Genomic DNA, 19604 nt, shown 5'->3' with positions numbered 1-19604 from the left:
CGCGCGCAAGGCGCGCTCCTACAATCGTGTCGGCCCCATGGTTTAGCGGTGCAGTTCGGACCCGCGGTTAGCGGTGAAGCATGCCGCCGAACGTATTGCGATCGTTGCTCTTGTCGATCTCCACGCCTTCCAGCCCCTGCGACAGCGTATGCGCGTCGCCACCCTGGGCCAGCTTGATGCGCAGGCGGACTTCGTTGGAGCTGTCGGCGTGGCGGAGGGCGTCCTCGTAGGAGATCTCGCCCGCGTGGTACAGCTCCACCAGGCTCTGGTCGAAGGTGCGCATGCCGAGCTGGTTCGAATCGCGCATCAGCTCCTTGAGCTTATGGATCTCGCCCTGGCGGATGTAATCCTGGGCAAGCGGCGTGCCGAGCAGCACTTCCACCGCCACCCGGCGCGCCTTGCCGTCCGGCGTGGGAATCAGCTGCTGCGCCACGATGCCCTTGAGGTTCAGGGAAAGGTCCATGAACAGCTGCTGGCGGCGGTCTTCCGGGAAGAAATGCAGGATGCGGTCCAGTGCCTGGTTGGCGTTGTTCGCGTGCAGGGTGCACAGGCAGAGGTGGCCGGTTTCCGAGAAGTTGATCGCGTGCTCCATCGTCTCGCGCGTGCGCACTTCGCCGATCATGATCACGTCCGGGGCCTGGCGCAGGGTGTTCTTCAGCGCGTTCTCCCAGCTGTCGGTATCGATGCCGAGCTCACGCTGGGTGATGATGCAGCCCTCGTGCTTGTGCACGTATTCGATCGGGTCTTCGATGGTGATGATGTGGCCCGTGGAATTCTGGTTGCGGTAGCCGATCATCGAGGCCAGCGAGGTCGATTTACCGGTACCGGTACCGCCGACGAAGATGATGATGCCGCGCTTGGTCATCGCCAGCTGCTTGATGATCGGCGGCAGGTTGAGTTCTTCCGGCGTGGGAATCTTCGACTCGATCCTGCGCAGCACCATGCCGACGCAGTTGCGCTGGTAGAAGCACGACACGCGGAAGCGGCCGATGCCCGAGGCGCTGATCGCGAACTGGCACTCGTGGGTCTTCTCGAACTCCTCGCGCTGGGCGGGCGTCATCACGTTCAGGACCATGTCGCGCGACTGCTGCGCGGACAGCGGGCTCTGCGTGATGGGCACGATACGGCCCTGCACCTTCATGGAAGGCGCGACGCCGGCGGTGATGAACAGGTCGGAGGCCTGCTTGTGCACCATCAGCTTGAGGAAAGAAGTGAAATCGAAGTCGCTCATGGCCTGTATCCCATTGCCGGACCGGGCCGGCGTCCCCTGTGGAGGCGATCATATACCTGTGGCAGGGGAGCGCGCAGGGACGCGATTCACGCTCCCGGGCGCCCGGCACGCCTCCCTCGCCCAAGGCGCACATGGTACTCACAGGCATGGCGCGCTTCCCTATCTGTGTAGGAGCGCGCCTGCGCGCGACAGCTTCTGGGGCCAGGAGCAACAGGGCCGGTGGCTTATTCGCGAAAAGCTGTCGCGCGCAAGGCGCGCTCCTACCCCCCGGGCGTGAGAAGCCCGGCGTCGCCAACCTACCGGAAGCCTTCCTTGTTCTTCGCATAAGTCGAGGCTTCCTGGCGGGTCACGAGGCCGCGCTTCACCAGGTCGGCGAGGTTCTGGTCCAGGGTCTGCATGCCGTACTGCTGGCCGGTCTGGATGGCCGAGTACATCTGCGCCACCTTGTCCTCGCGGATGAGGTTGCGGATGGCGGGGATGCCCACCATGATCTCATGCGCCGCGGTACGGCCGCCGCCCACCTTCTTGAGCAGCGACTGCGAGATCACCGCGCGCAGCGACTCCGAGAGCATCGAGCGGACCATTGGCTTTTCCCCGGCCGGGAACACGTCGATGATGCGGTCGATGGTCTTGGCCGCCGACGAGGTATGCAGCGTGCCGAACACCAAGTGTCCCGTTTCCGCGGCGGTAAGCGCCAGGCGGATGGTTTCCAGGTCGCGAAGCTCGCCCACCAGGATGTAGTCCGGGTCTTCACGAAGGGCGGAACGCAGCGCCTCGTTGAAGCCATGGGTGTCGCGGTGGACTTCGCGCTGGTTCACCAGGCACTTCTGCGAGGTGTGCACGAATTCGATCGGGTCCTCCACCGTGAGGATGTGGCCATACTCGTTCTTGTTCACGTGGTCGACCATGGCCGCCAGCGTCGTGGACTTGCCCGAACCCGTCGGGCCGGTGACCAGGATCAGGCCCTGCGGCTGCTCGATCAGCTCGCGGAAGATCTTCGGCGCGCCCAGGTCTTCCAGAGTGAGCACTTCCGAGGGAATGGTACGGAACACCCCGCCGGCGCCGCGGTTGTGGTTGAACGCGTTGACGCGGAAACGGGCCAGGCCGGGGATCTCGAACGAGAAGTCGACTTCGAGGAATTCCTCATAATCGCGCCGCTGCTTGTCCGACATGATGTCGTAGATCAGCGAATGGACCTGCTTGTGCTCCAGGGCCGGGATATTGATGCGCCGGACGTCGCCGTCTACGCGGATCATCGGCGGCAGACCCGCGGAAAGGTGCAGGTCGGAGGCCTTGTTCTTCACGGAGAAGGCAAGGAGTTCGGCGATATCCATTGGGGTCCCCTTTCTTGGTGGGGCATAGGTAAGCATGCCCGGGGGTCGGCGGCAAGGCGCATGTCCGTATATGCTTCCGCGTTGTGAACGAGGTCGCCTACGGAGTTACCCCATGAACCGGATCGCCTTCATCGGTGGAGGCAACATGGCCACCGCGCTGATCGCCGGGATGATCCGCCACGGCGCCCAGCCCGGCGGCATCGCCGTGGCCGAGCCGCGCGCCGAAGCCCTGCAGGAACTCTCCCGCGAATACGGGGTGGCCACCTACACCGAGAACCTCGACGCTGCCGAGGGCGCTTCCATCCTCGTCCTGGCGGTGAAGCCGCAGATGCTGGCCGAGGTCTGCCGCGGCCTGCGCCCGGTGGTCCAGAAGTACCGGCCCCTGGTCATCTCCATCGCCGCGGGCATCCGCATCCAGCAGCTCGAGCGCTGGCTGGACGCGGCCCTCCCGGTCGTGCGCTGCATGCCCAACACGCCGGCCATGTTCGGCGTGGGCGCCACGGCGCTGTATGCCAACGCCAGGGTCAGCGCGCCGCAACGGGCCGAGGCCCAGCACGTGCTGGATGCCGCGGGGCTCACCGTGTGGGTGCCGGAAGAGGACCAGCTGGATATCGTGACGGCCTTGTCCGGCTCGGGTCCGGCTTATTTCTTCCTGTTGGTGGAAGCACTGGAGAACGCGGCGTTCTCCCAGGGCCTGAGCCGCGAGACGGCCCGCGCCCTCGCCGCACAGACCGCCTACGGCGCCGGCCGCATGCTGGTCGAAAGCGGCGAGACGGCGGCGACGCTGCGCCGGAAGGTCACTTCGCCCAACGGCACCACCCAGGCAGCGCTGGACAGCTTCCGTACCGATCATTTCCCCGAAGTCGTGGCCCGCGCGGTAGACGCGGCACGCCGGCGTGGCATCGAACTTTCCGAAGACATGGAATCGAAGACGTGAATTACCTGACCAATGCCGGGGCGATGCTGCTCCAGTTCGCTTTCGGCGCCATCGTCACCCTTTTCGTGCTGCGCCTGCTGGCCGAGGCCCATCGCGCGGACTTCCACAACCCGATCTGCCAGTTCCTCTATCGCTACACCAATCCTGTCCTGCGGCCGCTGCGCAAGGTGCTGCCGAACGTGCGCCGGGTGAACACGGCCGCGCTGCTGATCATCCTGGTTCTGGAATGCGTGAAGGTGACGCTGATGGTGGCCATCGCCGGGGTCGCGCCGGCACCGCTGGGGATCCTGGTGGCGGGCATCGCCGAGACGCTGGATTTCTTCCTGCTGACCTGGATCGTGCTGGTCTTCGTGTGGTCGCTGATGAGCATGCTGTCCACCGACCGCTACCACCCGGTCGCCCGGCTGGTGTCGAGCCTGGCCGAGCCGCTGGTGCGCCCTTTCCGCGGGCGCCTGACGATCGGCGGGCTGGATTTCTCGCCCACCGCGGTGCTGCTGGGGCTGTTCCTGGCGCGCATGCTGATCGCGCAACCCCTGGCGGATTGGGGCATGCGGTTGCTGCTGGGCGCGTAGGAGCGCGCCCAGCGCGCGACATCCCTTCGCGGAGAGCAACAGGGCCTGTGGCTCAAGGCCTCAAAACATGTCGCGCGCAGCGCGCGCTCCTACCTGCCGCCTAGCCTGCGGGCGTCCGTCACGTTCGGCAGCGCGCCCAGCCGGCCCAGCAGCGTCGACAGCTGTTCGTAATCCTTCACCCGTAGCGTGAAGCGCATCTCCACCTCGCCTGTGCGCACGTGCACTCGGCTGGAGGAGGCGACGATGTGCGGTCCCACGTTGTTGATCGTGTTGGCCACGTCCTTCTGCAGGCCTTTGCGGTCGTAACCCCGCAGTTCCACGTCCACTTCGTAGTTCTGCACGTCCACCCTGCCCCAGCCCACCTCGATCACGCGGTCCGGATCGCGCCGGGCGAGGCGGGCCAGCGAGCCGCAGTCCGAGCGATGCACCGATACGCCGCGGCCGCGGGTGATGAAGCCGCGGACCGGATCGCCCGGCAGAGGTTGGCAGCAGCGCGCCAGCGTGGTGAGCAGGTTGCCCACGCCTTCGATCGAGAGTGCGCCGCGATCATGCTGGGCGGCGCGCGACGCGACGGGATTGCCCGATTGCGTGATCTCCGGCTCCGCCGGTTCCTGCAGGGAACGCGCGATCTGGCCGAGCGACACTTCGCCCAGCGCCACGGTGACGTACAGATCGTCGACGTTCTTCAGGCGGAAGTGCGTCGCCAGCCTGCCCAGGTCCACGTCGTCCAGCGCGAGCCGGCGCAGTTCCTTTTCCAGCGTCGCCTTGCCCGCGAGGATATTCGCCTCGTGCGCTTCGCGGCGGAACCACGCGCGCACCTTCTCCCTCGCCCGCGAGGTATGCAGGTAACCGTGGTGCGCGGACAGCCAGTCGCGGCTGGGTTCCGACACCTTGGTGGTGAGGATTTCCACGCGGTCGCCGCTGCGCGGTTGCGTGGTCAGCGGCACGATGCGCCCGTTGACCTTGGCCCCACGGCAGCGGTGTCCCACCTCGGTGTGGATGTGGTACGCGAAGTCCAGCACGGTAGCGCCGCGCGGCATGTCGATGACCTCGCCCTTGGGGGAGAGCACGTACACGCGGTCTTCCATCAGCTCCGTTTCGAAGCCGGCGGCCAGTTCGGCCTCGTCCTCGCCGCGCGGTTCGAGCAGCTTGCGCATCCAGGCGATCTTCGCCTCGAACTCGGCATCCGCGCCGCCGCCTTCCTTGTAGCGCCAGTGCGCGGCCACACCGAGTTCGTTGGCGCGATGCATTTCATGGGTGCGGATCTGCACCTCGAGGGTCTTTCCTTCCGGACCCAGCACGGCGGTATGCAGGGAGCGGTAGCCGTTGCCCTTGGGCCGCGCGACATAGTCGTCGAATTCGCCCGGCAGGTGCGGCCACAGGCTGTGCACGATGCCCAGCGCGGCATAGCAGTCGCCCACGCTGTCGACCAGGATGCGCACCGCGCGGATGTCGTAAAGATCGGAGAACTCCAGCCCCTTCTTCTTCATCTTCTTCCAGATGGAGAAGATATGCTTCGGACGTCCGGCAAGGTCGGCACGGATACCCGCTTCCCCCAGTACCGTGCGCAATTCCGCCAGACTGGCGGCGATGAAGCTCTCGCGGTCTGCCCGGCGCTCGTCGAGCAGGCGCGCGATACGGCGGTAGATGTCGGGCTCCAGGTAGCGGAACGCGAGGTCTTCCAGCTCCCACTTCAGCTGCCAGATACCGAGGCGGTTTGCGAGCGGCGCGTGGATATCGGAGGTGAGCTGCGCCAGTTCGCGGCGCTCGTGATCGGGCAGCGTCATCGCCGTGCGCATGGCCGCGAGCTGGCGAGCCAGCAGCACGAAGACCACGCGCAGGTCGCGAATGATCGCGAGCAGCAGGCGGCGCAGGCCTTCGGCTCCGCTTGCCGAACCGCGCTGCGCATGCAGGGCCCATACCTTCTCGGCCTCGACCTGGCCGTCGACCAGCCGGCGCAACGAGGGCGCCCAGCCCTTCGCCGCCTCGTCGGCTGCACCCGGCAAGCCGCGCTGCAGCGAGAACCAGAGCGCCGATGCGCAGGTTTCGTCGTCACAGCCGAGCAGGCGGAGCAACTCGATGATCGTCTCGCCTTCCGCACGCGCGGCGACGGGCAATGCGGCGCAGGCTTCGCGCGCACGCTCCGTCTGCGGCATCGCCGCATCCTGCCGCCGCCCCTTCGCAGGCAGGGGCCCAGCGACTTCGTCCCGCGGCTCGCTCATCGCCTGTCCTCCGCCTGCGCCGTTTCCAGCGCGCGAGCCAGCCGCTTCGCCGACACCGGCTCGGCCGTTTTCAGTTCCTGTGCGAACAGCGACACGCGCCACTCCTCCAGGAGCCAGCGCAGCTCCTGCCAGATGGGGTCGTCGAGCGCGGTGCCGCCCGCATTGAGCAGCGCGCGCCAGTACGGCAACACCTGCAGCATACGCTGCTGATCGCGTGCCGGATCCTGGCGCAGGCGCTCGGCACGCAGCCGCATCGCCTTCAGGTAGCGCGGATAGTGCGCGAGCCGGTCGCGCGGGAGTTCGCGCAGGAAGCCCGGCTGCAGCAGCGCGGCCAGTTGTTCGCGCAGGTCGTCGTAGCTGGCCTTGGCGAAGCCGATGAGCGGTGGCTCCATCCACGGTTTCAGCTCGGCCTGGGCCTCGATGATCGGTTCGGCGAGTTTCTGCCGCGCCATCGCCGCGCCGAACAACTCGCGCGCGACGTCGGTGCGCACGGCTTCGAATTCCTTCTGCGTTCGCGCATCGAGCCGGCGCTCGCCGATGAGATCGGCGAAACCGGCTTCGACGAGGTCGTCGCGCAGGCCATCCACGCTGCCCAGCGGCGCGTACTTCAGCGAAAGCGGATTGCCGATCGGCAGCTGCCGGCGTGCTCGCTTGAATTCAGGAGCGAGCGCCTGCCGCAGCAGGCGCTCGACCCCACCGACATGAGCCTCGGCGGCCTCGTCGGCGCGCTCGAAGACGCGCAGGGCCACGGCTTCGCCGAGATCCACCAGCGCCGGATAGGCCTTGAGCCCGCCCTCCGAGCGCACTTCCTTCGGGATGGATTCGAAGTCCCAGGCAACGATGCCTTCGCGCGTGAGCTCGACGTCCGTCTTGCGCGAGAAAGCCTCGCGCGCCTTGCCTTCCCATCGTGCGCGGATGGCCGCGAGGTCGCGTCCCTCGGCAACGGTGCGGCCTTCCTCGTCGTGCACGCGGTAACGCATGAGCAAGTGCGCGGGCAGCTCGGCGTCGGCGAAGGCCGATGCGTCGACGTCGACGCCCGTCGTGCGCTTCAGGAACGCCGCGAGCGCCGATACCAGGGGTTCGTCGCGCGGTGTTTCCGCTTCGACGAAGGCACGGGCGAAGTCCGGCGCGGGCACGAAGTTGCGGCGCAACGCCTTCGGCAGCGCGCGGATCAGTTCGGCCACCTTGTCGGCGAGCAGGCCGCCGACCAGCCAGTCGCCGCGCGCGGCCGGCAACGCGTTGAGGAAGGCCAGGGGCACGTGGATCGTGACGCCATCGGCCGGATCGCCGGGCACGAAGCGGTATTCGAGGCGGTAACGGTGCTGGCCGATGTCCAGCGACGCGGGGAACGCCTTGGGGTCGAGGCCGGCGCCGGTATCCATCACGTCGGCGAGGGTCCAGCGCAGTGCCGCCTGTTCCGCCGGAGCGGCCTTGCGGTACCACGCATCCAGCGCACGCGTGTCGGAGATGCTCTCGGGCAACTTTCCCTCGAAGAACGCGGCAAGCGCCTCGTCGGAACGCAACAGGCCGGCGCGGCGCTGCTTGGCCTCGATATCGTGCGCCTGTTCCAGCACACGCGCGTTCGCACGCACGAAGTCGGCACGGCTGTCGAGGTCGGCACGGACCAGCGCCTCGCGGACGAAGATCTCGTGGGCGAGCCGGGGATCCTGGCGCTGGAAGGTCACCGGGCGCCGCTCGACCAGCACCAGCCCGAACAGGGTCACCTGCTCGTATGCGACGACGGTGCCGCGCTTGCGCGACCAGTGCGCGTCGCGCGCCGTGGCGCGGACGAGATGACTGGCCTGGGTCTCGATCCACGCCGGGTCGACGCGCGCGCACATCATCGCCCAGACGCGGCCGCCTATATCGAGGATCTGGGCGGCGAACAGCCATGCAGGCGGCGCCTTGGCGAGTGCCGAGCCCGGGAACACCTGGAAGCGCCGCTCGCGTGTACCGCGGTAGACGGCCTTCTCGTCCTTGTGCCCGACCTGGGTCGGCAAGCCCGCGAGCAGGCTGCGATGGATCGCCTCGAAGAGCGCATCGCCTTCGGGACGAGCGGAGGGGACAGACGCAGAGCCCCTGTAGGAGCGCGCCTCGCGCGCGACAGCTTTTCGCGAGGACGCCGGGGTACTGATGCCTTCTCGCGAAAGGCTGTCGCGCGCGGGGCGCGCTCCTACAGGGGCGCTTTCGTTGCTGCGAGGGCTTTCCCACCCAATGTCGCGCGCGACGAGCACTAGCTGCCGGTGCAGCTCACGCCATTCGCGCATGCGCATGAAGCTCAGGAAGTGCCGCGAGCACCAGTCGCGCAGCTTCGACGAGGTGAGTTCCTCCGCCGCCGACAGGTATTCGCGCCACAGGTTCAGCACGCCGACGAAGTCGGACTTCGGATCGGCGAAGCGGGCATGCGCCGCATCGGCCTGGCCGCGCGCGTCCGGCGGCCGCTCGCGCGGGTCCTGGGTGCTGAGGAAAGCCACGATGGTGATGAGCTCCGCGAGGCTGCCGAGGCGGCGTGCCTCGACCAGCATGCGCGCGAGCTGCACGTCGATGGGCAGGCGCGCCACCGTGCGCCCCACTTCGGTAAGCCGCCGCTCGTCGTCGATCGCGCCGATTTCGGCGAGGCGGCGGTAACCATCGGCGACCATGCGCGGATCGGGCGCCTCCAGGAACGGGAAATCCTCCACCTCGCCCAGGTCCAGCGCGAGCATGCGCAGGATGACGTTCGCCAGCGATGAGCGCAGCAGTTCCGGATCGGTGTATTCCGGGCGCAGCGCGAAGTCCGCCTCTTCGTAGAGGCGATAGCAGGTACCGGGTCCCACGCGTCCGCAGCGGCCCTTGCGCTGGTTGGCGGCGGCCTGGGAAATGGGCTCGATGTGCAGGCGCTCGAGCTGGCCGCGCTGGCTGTAACGCTTCACCCGCGCCGTGCCGGAATCGACGACATAGCGGATGCGCGGCACGGTCAGCGAGGTTTCCGCCACGTTGGTCGCCAGCACGATGCGCCGCTTCGGCCCGGGACGGAACACGCGGTCCTGCTCCGCCGCCGACAACCGCGCATACAGCGCCAGCACCTCGGTTTCGCGGTATTGCCGGCGCGAGAGCAAGAGGTGGGCGTCGCGGATCTCGCGTTCGCCGGGCAGGAACACCAGCACGTCGCCGCGCGGGTCCTCCCGCGTGATCTCGTCCATGGCATCGGCCACCTGCTGGGCGACGTTGCCTTCCACGCGCTCGCCCGGCGGGCGGTAGCGGACCTCCACGGGATACGTACGGCCCTCGACCTCGACCACCGGCGCCCCGCCGAAGTGCGCGGCGAAACGTTCGGTGTCGATGGTCGCGGAGGTGACGACGATCTTCAGTTCCGGTCGCCGCGCGGCGAGGCGCTTGAGGTAGCCCAGGAGGAAATCGATGTTGAGGCTGCGCTCGTGGGCCTCGTCGATGATGATCGTGTCGTAGGCCGACAGCCAGGGATCGGACTGCGTCTCGGCCAGCAGGATGCCGTCGGTCATGAACTTGACCAGCGCCTGGTCGGACACCTTCTCGGTGAAGCGGACCTGGAAGCCGACCTTGTCGCCGATCGGCGTACCCAGTTCCTCGGCGACGCGGGTAGCTACGGACCGCGCGGCCAGGCGGCGCGGCTGGGTGCAGCCGATCATGCCCGCCTCGCCGCGGCCGGCGGCCAGGCATAGCTTGGGCAGCTGGGTGGTCTTACCGGAACCGGTTTCGCCGGCGATCACCACGACCTGGTGCTCGCGGATGAGCTTCACGATGTCCTCGGCCCGCGCCGCGATAGGCAGCGAGGCATCCACCGAGATCGCGGGCTTGGCGGCCACACGCGCGGCGCGGCGCGCGGCCGAGGCGGCGATGTCGGCGGCCAGGGCCTGCAGCTTCCCTGCATCGGGCTTGCGCGACAGCGCGCGCCAGCGGCCCAGCAGGCGGCCGAAGTCGCGGCTGGAGACCTGCGCCAGCGCGTCGCGCAGTTCACGCAGGCGCGGGTCGGGGGCTGGATGTCGCGTGGGGCTTGTGGAGATGCTCATGGGGAAGCCAATAATAGCGTGTGCCTATCGGGGACATCGGAACCTTTCATTTCACGTAGACCTTGCGGATCGTTAGGATTCCATTCTGAGATCCGAAAAAACCTAAGGAGAGTCGCACCATGGCCATCGATATCGGTATCGCCAAGAAGGACCGGGAAGCTGTCGCGAAGCAGCTCTCGCGGCTCCTCGCGGACACCTATTCCCTGTACCTGAAGACGCACAACTTCCACTGGAACGTCACCGGCCCGCAGTTCAACAGCCTGCATGCCATGTTCGAGACCCAGTACAACGCCCTCTGGCTGGCCGCCGACGAGGTCGCCGAGCGCATCCGCATCCTCGACGTGTTCGCCCCGGGCTCGTACACCCAGTTCGCCAAGCTCACCTCGATCAAGGAAGAGCCGGGCGTGCCGGAGTGGAAGGAGATGGTCGCCCAGCTCGTGGAAGGCCACGAAATCGCCGCCGCCACCTCCCGCGACACCATCAAGGCCGCCGAGGGCGTGGGCGACGAGGGCACGGCTGACATGGTCACCGGTCGCCTGAAGGATCACGAGAAGACGGCCTGGATGCTGCGTTCCCTGTTGAAATAAGCCCTCCCGCAGGAGCGCGCAACGCGCGCGACAGCCTTTCGCGAGGAGCCACAGGCCCTGCTGCTCCCCCGCGAAAAGCCGTCGCGCGCAAGCACGCTCCTACAACCCCTGCTGACCGGGTGGGCCGCCGTCCGTTGAGCAGTTCCGCCCCGTTCGTTAAGCTCCCCCGGTTACCTCACTGATGCCACTCGGGGGCCGACCGGTCCGGGGATTGTTTTGAGCGCTGCCGCCACGACCGAACGAAGCCATCCGATACTCGCCGCGCTGATCCTCGCGATCGTGGTCGCGGCCCTGAATTTCGGGCTCTGGCTCGTCGCCAACCTGCCCAATGGCCCGGACGACTGGCACGGTCCCGTGCCGGGCTTCGCGTTCACCGCCTACCAGCGCTACCAGAATCCGATCAAGGGCGACGTCTCCACCGACGCCGAAATCGACAGCGACCTGCGCCTGATCAAGCGCTATTCCCCGCGCATCCGTACCTATTCGATGCTGGAGAACCCCCAGGTCATCCGCCTGGCCGAGAAGGAAGGCCTCGACGTGATGGCCGGCGCCCTGATCGACGCCCGCCTGGAGACGAACGAGCGCGAGATCGAGGCCCTGATCGCCCAGGCGCGGCGCTATCCGAAGACCATCAGCCGGGTGATCGTGGGCAACGAAGTGCTGTTCCGCGGCGATCTGAAGCCCGAGCAGATGATGAGCTACCTCGACCGGGTCCGCGCGGCCGTGCATCAGCCGGTATCGATCGCCGAGCCGTTCCACATCTGGATGCAGAACCCGGAGCTGGTCAACCACGTCGACTTCATCACGGTCCACCTGTTCCCCTACTGGAACGGCATCGAGGCCCGTGCCGGCGTCACTGATTCCATCGAGAGCTACAAGGCCCTGCGCGCGCAGTTCCCGGGCATGCACGTGGCGATAGGCGAGATCGGCTGGCCGTCGAACGGCGACCGCTTCAAGTACGCCTACCCCAGCGTGTCGAACGAGGCGATCTTCCTGCGCACGTTCTTCAACCAGGCCAAGGCCAACGGCATCGACGACTATTACGTCCTCGAGGCCATCGACCAGCCGTGGAAGGAAAACCTGGGCGAAGGCCGCACCGGCGCGTACTGGGGCATGTTCAACGCCGACCGCCAGCTGAAGTTCCCCTTCACCGGCCCGGTGACGGAAGACGTGGGCTGGCCCTGGAAGGCCTTCGCCGCCTCCCTGCTCGCCTTCTTCCCGATGCTCTGGTTCGGCATCCGCTTCAGCCGCTTCAAGCTGACCGGCCGGCTGTTCTTCATGGCGCTGATCCAGCTGGCCTGCGGCCTGATCGTCTGGTCGGCGACCCTGCCCTTCAATTTCTACCTCAGCCCGTTCGACTGGGCGATGCTGATCCTGCTGTTCCCGGCGCAGATCGCCATCCTCGGCATCCTGCTGATCAACGGCTTCGAGTTCACCGAAGTGCTGTGGCGGCGCAGCTGGGTGCGCTACGCGGGCATGCTGCCGGCCGACCCGGTGGAGAAGCAGCCCTTCGTGTCCATCCACCTGGCCTGCCATAACGAGCCGCCGGAGATGGTGCAGATCACCCTCGACTCGCTGGCCGCGCTGGACTACGAGAACTTCGAGGTCCTGGTGCTGGACAACAACACCAAGGATCCCGCGGTGTGGAAGCCGGTGGAGGAGTACTGCAAGCAGCTGGGCCCTAAGTTCCGCTTCTTCCACCTGGAACCGTGGCCGGGCTACAAGGCGGGCGCGCTCAACTTCGGCCTGACGGCGACGGACGAGCGCGCCGAGGTCGTGGCCGTGATCGACGCCGACTACGTCGTGCGCGAGGACTGGCTGTCGTCGCTCACCGGCTACTTCCACGACGCGAAGGTGGCCGTGGTGCAGTGCCCGCAGGCCCACCGCGACTTCGAGAAGAACCGCTTCCGCCGCATGACGGCGTGGGAATACGACGGTTTCTTCCGCATCGGCATGCACCACCGCAACGAGCGCAACGCCATCATCCAGCACGGCACCATGACGATGGTCCGCCGCTCCGCCCTCGAGGGCACGGGCGGCTGGTCGGAGTGGACGATCTGCGAGGATGCCGAGCTGGGCCTGCGCCTGATGCACGCCGGCTACGAGCTCGTCTACGTCGACGAGCTGATGGGCAAGGGCCTCACGCCCGCCGACTTCAAGGCATACAAGAGCCAGCGCTACCGCTGGGCGTTCGGCGCCATGCAGATCCTCAAGGGCCGCTGGAGCTGGATGACGCGCAAGGGACCGCTCTCGGCCGGCCAGCGCTTCCACTTCCTCACCGGCTGGTTCAGCTGGTTCGCCGATGCGCTGCACTTCGTCTTCACGATGATGGGCCTGCTGTGGACCGCCGGCATGATCTACGCGCCGGAATACTTCAACCTGCCGATGCAGCTGTTCCTCATCCCGGTGATCGGCTTCTTCTTCGCCAAGGCGATCTTCGGCGTGGTGCTGTACCGCGCGCGCGTCCCCTGCGGCTGGTACGACACGATCATGGCCTCGGTGGCCAGCATGGGCCTTTCCCACGCGATCGCCCGCGGCATCCTGCACGGACTTACCCGGGAGAAGACGGCCTTCGTGGTCACCGCGAAGAGCCGGCGCATGGGCGGCAGCAGCTTCGCGGCCTTCGCACCCGTGCGTGAGGAAGGTCTCATGGCCATCGCCCTGCTTTGCGCTGTCGTCGGCATGGCGCTGCATTACGGTACGAACTACATCGAGAGCGAACTCTGGATGTTCATCCTTGGCGCGCAATCGATCCCGTACGTGTCCGCGCTGGTCGGTGCCTGGATCGCGCACCGTGCCGGCGACGAGGCGGGTTGACCGAAAAAACATAACAAACACGGCTATCCGTTCACATTCGTGTATCGACCTCGCGTGCCCAGCGCGGTAAGTTAGGCCAAGACCTGACGTCAGAGGCAGTGGATCGCCTCCCGCTGTGGCCGCACCCCCGGCCTTGGATCACGTACGGAACGGGACGCTGATGCGCCGAACCAGACGCCATGGACTGCTGCTTCTGCCGTGGTTCCTGCTTCCCATGATCGCCCATGCAGGCGTCGTGCTCCGCGTCGACGGCGTGGACGAGAACCTGCGCAACGCGGTGGCGGCCGGCGTGGAACTGAGCCAGTACGCGCATCGCGACGTCACCGCTGCCCAGGTCCGTCGCCTCTACGAGAAAGCGCCCGATGAGGTCCAGTCGGCGCTGCGGCCCTACGGCTACTACGAGGCGACTGCCACCGGCGACCTGAAGCAGGTCGGTGCGGACTGGCAGGTGACGCTGCACGTCGTGCCGGGACTTCCCGTGAAGGTCACTTCCGTGAACGTCGGGATGAGCGGCGATGCCGGCAAGGTACCGGCGATCCGGCGCGCCTTGCGCGGCGTCGAAAACCTCAAGGACAAGCCGCTCAACGACGGTACCTATGACGGCGCGCGCGATGCCGTGGGCGGTGCGCTCACCGCCACGGGCTTCCTCGACGCCAGGCTGGTCACCCATACCGTGGAAGTGAATCGCGCCGAACGCAGCGCGACGGTGAACCTCAAATGGGAAGCGGGGCAACGCTACCGCTACGGCCGCATCCACTTCAAGAACTCCCAGTTCCGCGACGGCTTCCTGGATCGCTACGTGCCGTTCAAGAGCGGCGACTACTTCTCGCAGAGCCAGCTGCTCGAGCTTCAGCAGGCGCTCAATGGCGCCGACTACTTCGCCGTGGTCAACGTCATCCCGGATACGGACAAGGCGAAGGACGGCACCATCGACATCGACGTCGAACTGGCGCCGGCGAAGCGCACGATCTACACAGGGGGCCCCTTCTTCGGCACCGATACCGGCGCCGGCCTGCGCGGCGGCATCGAGAAGCGCTGGATCAACGACCGCGGGCACAAGTGGAAGAACGAGCTGGTGCTGGCACAGCGCCTGAAGACGCTGTCCACGCTCTACCAGATCCCCATGCCGGGTCCCAACCAGCGCAGCTTCAACTTCGGCGCCAACTTCCGCGACGCGGACACCGTCACCTCGCAGTCGCGCACCCTCCAGCTGGTCGCGAACGAGACGCGGCTCTGGCACGGCTGGCAGCGCACGATCGGCATCAATGCCCTGTCCGGCACGTTCACCGTCGGCAAGCGGGGCGGCGAAGGCGACAACGCGGAAGGTCTGGAGCGAGGCCGCAGCACGCTGCTGTATCCGGAGGTCACGCTGAGCCGGAAGAGCGGTGACAATCCCACCTTCGTCAGGCGTGGCTGGTCCCTGACGCTCACCGCCCGCAGCACCGCCGGGCCCCTGCTCTCGGACGCCAGCTTCTCCCAGGTCATCGGCGACGCGAAGTGGATCCGCCAGTTCTGGGGCAACAACCGTCTGATCCTGCGCGGCAGCGCGGGCAAGATCTGGACCAGCAACTTCAGCGACCTTCCCCCGCAGCTGCGCTTCTTCGCCGGCGGCGACCGTTCCGTGCGCGGCTACGATTTCGAAAGCATCGGCCCGCGCAACGCGTTCAACCGCGTGATCGGCGGCGAGGGCCTGCTCGTGGGCAGCACCGAAGTCGAGCATTACTTCACGCGCAACTGGGGCATGGCGGCCTTCGTCGATGCCGGCAATGCGTTCACCGGCACCGATTACAGCCCTCGCGTGGGCGCGGGCCTGGGCGTACGCTGGCTGTCGCCGGTTGGCATGATCCGTTTCGACGTGGCGGTGCCGGTCGGCAGCAAGGACGAACACGGCATCCACCTGCATGTCGTCATCGGGCCCGACCTATGAGCAGTACCGGCATGAAATGGACGATCCGCATCGGCATGGCCATCGGCGTGCTGCTCCTGGTCGTCGTGCTTTTCTCGTGGTGGCTCGTCGGAACGTCGTCGGGCCTGCGCTTCGCATTGGCACGCGCGCAAGGATTCACGGATAACGCGCTCACCGTTGAAAGGGCGGAGGGCCGGTTGGCGGGGCCGCTCGACCTGGGCGGTGTCCGCTACCGCGATGGCAAGGGCCTGGATGTGCGCCTCGCCACCGCGCACCTGGATTTTTCCTTCGGCTCGCTGCTGCGCAAGCGGGCGCATGTGTACGAACTCACGGCCGACGGCATCGACGTCGCGCTGGGTCCGCCCGAGCCGGAGCCGGAGACGCCTTCCGAGCCGTTCTCGCTGAAGCCGCCGCTCGACATCGTCCTCGACAAGGCGAAGATCGGACACGTGCGCGTCACCCAGGAAGGCAGGGCCGTGTTCGAGTCCAACTCGCTCGACCTCGCCGCCTCGTGGACGGGCGATGGCATCGCGGTAAAGTCGTTGGCGCTGCGCGCGCCCGACGGACAGGCCGACCTCGGCGGCACGCTCGCCGTAGGCAAGGGTTACCAGGGCGACGGCAAGGCCAGCTTCCGCTGGAAGGCCGGCGATATCGACTACGCGGGCGACATCGAAGCACATAGCGACGGCGCGAAGGCGCATGCCATCGTGAAGCTCACCCTGCCCTTGCTCGCGCAGGTGGACGCGAATCTCGTGCAGAACGGCGATTACGCGTGGAGCGCCACCATCGATGCGCCTCGGTTCGATCCGAAGCCGTTGCTCGGCGACAGTTCGCTCGAATCGCTGGGGCTGGCCCTCAAGGGCACCGGCGACCGTTACAGCGCCCACCTCACCGGCGACGTCGACATCAACGATTACCGCGTGCGCCTGTCGCCGATCAAGGCGAGGTTCGACCACGAGTACAAGCGCCTCACGCTCGACGAACTGACCGTCGGCTCGCCGCAGGTGAAGGGCTCGCTGACCGCGAAGGGCACGGTGGAGATCGCCGCCCAGCCGATCTCGGCCGATCTCGCCCTCCGCTGGAAAGATGTTCTCGTCCCCGCCAGCGTGGCGGGCCAGGACCTCGCCAGCACGGGCCAGCTTACCTTCAAGGGCAGCGCTGAGGCGTACCACGCGGAAGGCGACGTCGATATCGGCCCGCCCGGCCAGATCGGCAAGTTCGCGCTCGACATCGACGGCAAGCCCGACCTCGTCACCCTGCACAACGTGCAGCTGAAGCAGCCCCGGGGCAACCTCGCCGCCAGCGGCACGCTCACGCTGCACCCCGCCCTCGCGTGGAAGCTCGACGTGAAGGGCGAGCGCTTCGACCCGGGCCAGCTGCTGGCCGAATGGCCCGGTGCGCTCGACCTCGACCTCACCACCGAAGGCCAGATGGCGCATGACGAGCCGCTCGGCACGCTCGACCTGCGCAAGCTCGACGGCACGCTGCGCAAGCGCGCGCTGCGAGGCAGCGGCAAGCTCACGCTGAAACCGCGCGAGGTGGTCAACGGCCAGCTCGACCTGGCGTCCGGCGACAGCAGCATCCGCCTCGATGCGCGAGGCGACACCTCGAACGACGCCACGCTCAAGCTCGCCATCGCCTCGCTGGGCGACTGGCTGCCGGGTGCGGGCGGCCGCGTCAGCGGTGACATCTCGGCGAAAGGCAACCTGCCGAAGCTGGCGGTGAAGGCCAACCTGCGCGGCAGCGCCATCGTCTATGCCGACCAGAAGATCGACGCGCTCACGCTGGAGGCCGACATTCCCGACGTCAGCGCACCCGGCGGCAAGCTCAATCTCGCCGGCACCGGCGTGACCAGCGGCGAACTGGTCTTCGATCGCGTGACTGTCGCCGCGGACGGCAACCAGGAACGCCACCAGTTGAGCATCGATGCCAAGGGGCATCCGCTCGCGGCGGACCTGCGCCTTTCCGGCTCCATGAAGAACGGTGCATGGAACGGCACATTGTCTGCGCTCGACATCGACTACCAGGGCATCCCGCCCTGGCGCCTGCAGAACCCCAGCCAGCTCGCCTGGAAGGATGGCACGGCGAGCATGAGCGAGCTCTGCCTCACGGCGGGCGACCCCATGCTGTGCGTGGCAGCAAAACAGGACAAGGCCGGCAACCTCGACGCGAGCTACCGTCTGCGCCGCGTGCCGCTGGCCCTGCTCATGACGGTGGCCGAGGCGTCGAACAGTCCCATGCGTGCCGAAGGCATCCTCGAAGGTGAAGGCAGCGTGCGGCGCACGGCGGCTGGTGCCCTTTCCGGGCAGGCCAACATCAGTTCGGCGCACGGTTCCGTCGCCTATACGGATCGCAGCGACCGGCCGCTGCTCGTTTACGACAATCTCTCGGCCAATGCCCAGCTCGCGCCCGGCAACCAGCGCGTGACGCTGCGCGCGTCGCTCAACGACGGCGGCACGCTGAATGGCGACGTGTCCGTCAGCGGTGCGCAGCAGGCGCTCGGCGGCACCGTGTCGCTGCACCTGAAGAATCTTTCCGTCATCGAACTGTTCACGGCGGAGCTGGCCGAAGTGAAGGGGGCGCTCGACGCCAACTTCAACCTGGGCGGCACCGTCGCCTCGCCCGCCATCACGGGTCAGGCCATCGTCGGTGGCTTCGCGGCGGAAGTGCCCAGCGCAGGCCTGAAGCTTAAGGACGGCCGGATCAGCATCGATACGAAGGACGCGAAGAACTATCTCGTCGACGGCACGATCCGTTCGGGCGAGGGCACGCTGTCGATCAAGGGGAATGCGGCGCTCGGCGCCGGGGCGGCGATGCGCCTTGGCATCGTGGGCTCGAAGTTCACGGCGGTGGATATTCCCGCCGCGAAGGCCGTGATCTCGCCGAACCTCACGATCGTGCAGGATGCCAAGGGCATGAACGTCAACGGCAAGGTGGACGTCGACATGGCCGACGTCGACGTCGAACGTCTTCCGGGCGCGGGCGCGACGAAGGCTTCGCCGGACGTGGTCGTGATCGACGACAAGCAGCGCGAGGCGGCGGAGGAGTCCGCTCCCATCACCGCCGACATCCGCGTCGACCTCGGCCACAAGGTGCACCTCGTCGGCTTCGGCATCGACGGCCGCATCACCGGCCAGCTCGACGTGCGCGAGCGCCCGGGCCGGGCCACCACCGGCCAGGGACAGATCGGTGTCGACGGTACGTACAAGGCCTACGGGCAGGACCTGCGCATCGAGCAGGGCCAGCTGCTGTTCGCGAGCACGCCGATCGACAACCCCGGCCTCAACATCCGTGCGGCGCGCACGCTCAATCCGAATGCCACCGTCGACGAAGGCCAGAAAGTCGGCCTCTATGTTTCCGGCACCGCGCGCCGTCCGATCCTCACGGTGTTCTCGAACCCGGTGATGGAGCAGTCGGACGCCCTCTCCTACCTCGTCACCGGCAAGCCGCTGTCGCAGGTGAAGGGTGGCGAAGGCAACATGGTCGGCGCCGCGGCGCAGGCCCTCGGCTCCGCGGCCGGCGACCTGCTCGCCAAGAGCGTGGGCTCGAAGATGGGCGTGGACGATATCGGCGTGAGCAATAGCGACGCCCTGGGCGGCACGTCGGCGTTCACCGTGGGCAAGTACCTGTCTCCCCGCCTGTACCTCAGCTACGGCGTCGGCCTGTTCGACCCTGGCCAGGTCATCACCCTGCGCTACCTCTTCAGCCGTAAGTGGAACTTCGAGGCACAGAACGCGACCGATTTCAGCCGGGCGAGCCTGAATTACCGCCTAGAGCGCTAACCCCTTGTAGGAGCGCGCATCGCGCGCGACCTCTTTTCGCGTCGGTTGGCCCCCAGCGGCTTCGCCGCACCTTGCCGGCTCGGCATTCGCCATCGCATTTTGCTTGGGCGCGGCGGCGGGTCGCCGGCGCCTGCCATTTTTGTCGCTAAGTCCTCGTCCGGCCTACGCCTCCCTGCGGAATCGCTCCA

Annotated in this window: 10 protein-coding genes; 6 read left to right on the top strand and 4 right to left on the bottom strand. The window is 67.2% G+C overall.

The features are described 5' to 3' along the window. Window positions 1-67 precede the first annotated feature (67 nt). Window positions 68-1231 carry a PilT/PilU family type 4a pilus ATPase gene (locus ACR9ZH_RS13965; RefSeq protein WP_481291361.1) on the bottom strand — a complete coding sequence of 388 codons (1164 nt, stop codon included), beginning with the start codon at window positions 1229-1231 and terminating at the stop codon, window positions 68-70. 296 nt (window positions 1232-1527) lie between these two features. Then, on the bottom strand, window positions 1528-2565 hold the full coding sequence (locus ACR9ZH_RS13960) for a type IV pilus twitching motility protein PilT (protein ID WP_481291360.1): 1038 nt from the start codon (window positions 2563-2565) through the stop codon (window positions 1528-1530). Between the two features lie 112 nt (window positions 2566-2677). On the opposite strand from ACR9ZH_RS13960, the gene proC reads away from it, so the two are divergent. Both proC and ACR9ZH_RS13950 read left to right on the top strand, forming a co-directional pair. Then, on the top strand, window positions 2678-3502 hold the full coding sequence (gene proC / locus ACR9ZH_RS13955; protein ID WP_481291359.1) for a pyrroline-5-carboxylate reductase: 825 nt from the start codon (window positions 2678-2680) through the stop codon (window positions 3500-3502). Further along, complete coding sequence (locus ACR9ZH_RS13950; protein ID WP_481291358.1) at window positions 3499-4074, top strand: YggT family protein; 576 nt, start codon at window positions 3499-3501, stop codon at window positions 4072-4074. Before proC ends, ACR9ZH_RS13950 begins: the two co-directional genes overlap by 4 nt. Window positions 4075-4163: 89 nt before the next feature. Here ACR9ZH_RS13950 and ACR9ZH_RS13945 read toward each other — a convergent pair whose 3' ends face one another. Further along, a complete protein-coding gene (locus ACR9ZH_RS13945) occupies window positions 4164-6230 on the bottom strand; it encodes a RelA/SpoT family protein (RefSeq protein ID WP_481291381.1) in 2067 nt (688 codons plus the stop codon). Window positions 6231-6292: 62 nt separating this feature from the next. Next, entirely contained in the window at window positions 6293-10324 is a 4032-nt protein-coding gene (gene hrpA, locus ACR9ZH_RS13940; protein WP_481291357.1) for an ATP-dependent RNA helicase HrpA, read from the bottom strand. Between the two features lie 119 nt (window positions 10325-10443). Here hrpA and ACR9ZH_RS13935 point away from each other — a divergent pair, with 119 nt between their 5' ends. The 4 genes from ACR9ZH_RS13935 to ACR9ZH_RS13920 all read left to right on the top strand — a co-directional run bounded on the left by ACR9ZH_RS13935 (window position 10444) and on the right by ACR9ZH_RS13920 (window position 19416). Next, entirely contained in the window at window positions 10444-10911 is a 468-nt protein-coding gene (locus ACR9ZH_RS13935; protein WP_481291356.1) for a Dps family protein, read from the top strand. A gap of 216 nt (window positions 10912-11127) precedes the next feature. Beyond that, window positions 11128-13728: a glycosyltransferase gene (locus tag ACR9ZH_RS13930; protein WP_481291355.1), complete on the top strand. Its 2601-nt coding sequence runs from the start codon at window positions 11128-11130 to the stop codon at window positions 13726-13728. A gap of 160 nt (window positions 13729-13888) precedes the next feature. Then, window positions 13889-15655 (top strand): autotransporter assembly complex protein TamA, encoded by a 1767-nt coding sequence (locus tag ACR9ZH_RS13925; protein WP_481291354.1) that lies wholly within the window; start codon window positions 13889-13891, stop codon window positions 15653-15655. 11 nt (window positions 15656-15666) lie between these two features. Next, a complete protein-coding gene (locus ACR9ZH_RS13920) occupies window positions 15667-19416 on the top strand; it encodes a translocation/assembly module TamB domain-containing protein (protein WP_481291353.1) in 3750 nt (1249 codons plus the stop codon). Window positions 19417-19604: the final 188 nt, after the last annotated feature.

The sequence above is a fragment of the Luteibacter sp. SVR4-7G genome (genome assembly GCF_056755555.1).
The sequence above is the reverse complement of the archived record's forward strand: the minus strand, read 5'-3'. Positions and strand labels throughout refer to the sequence as shown.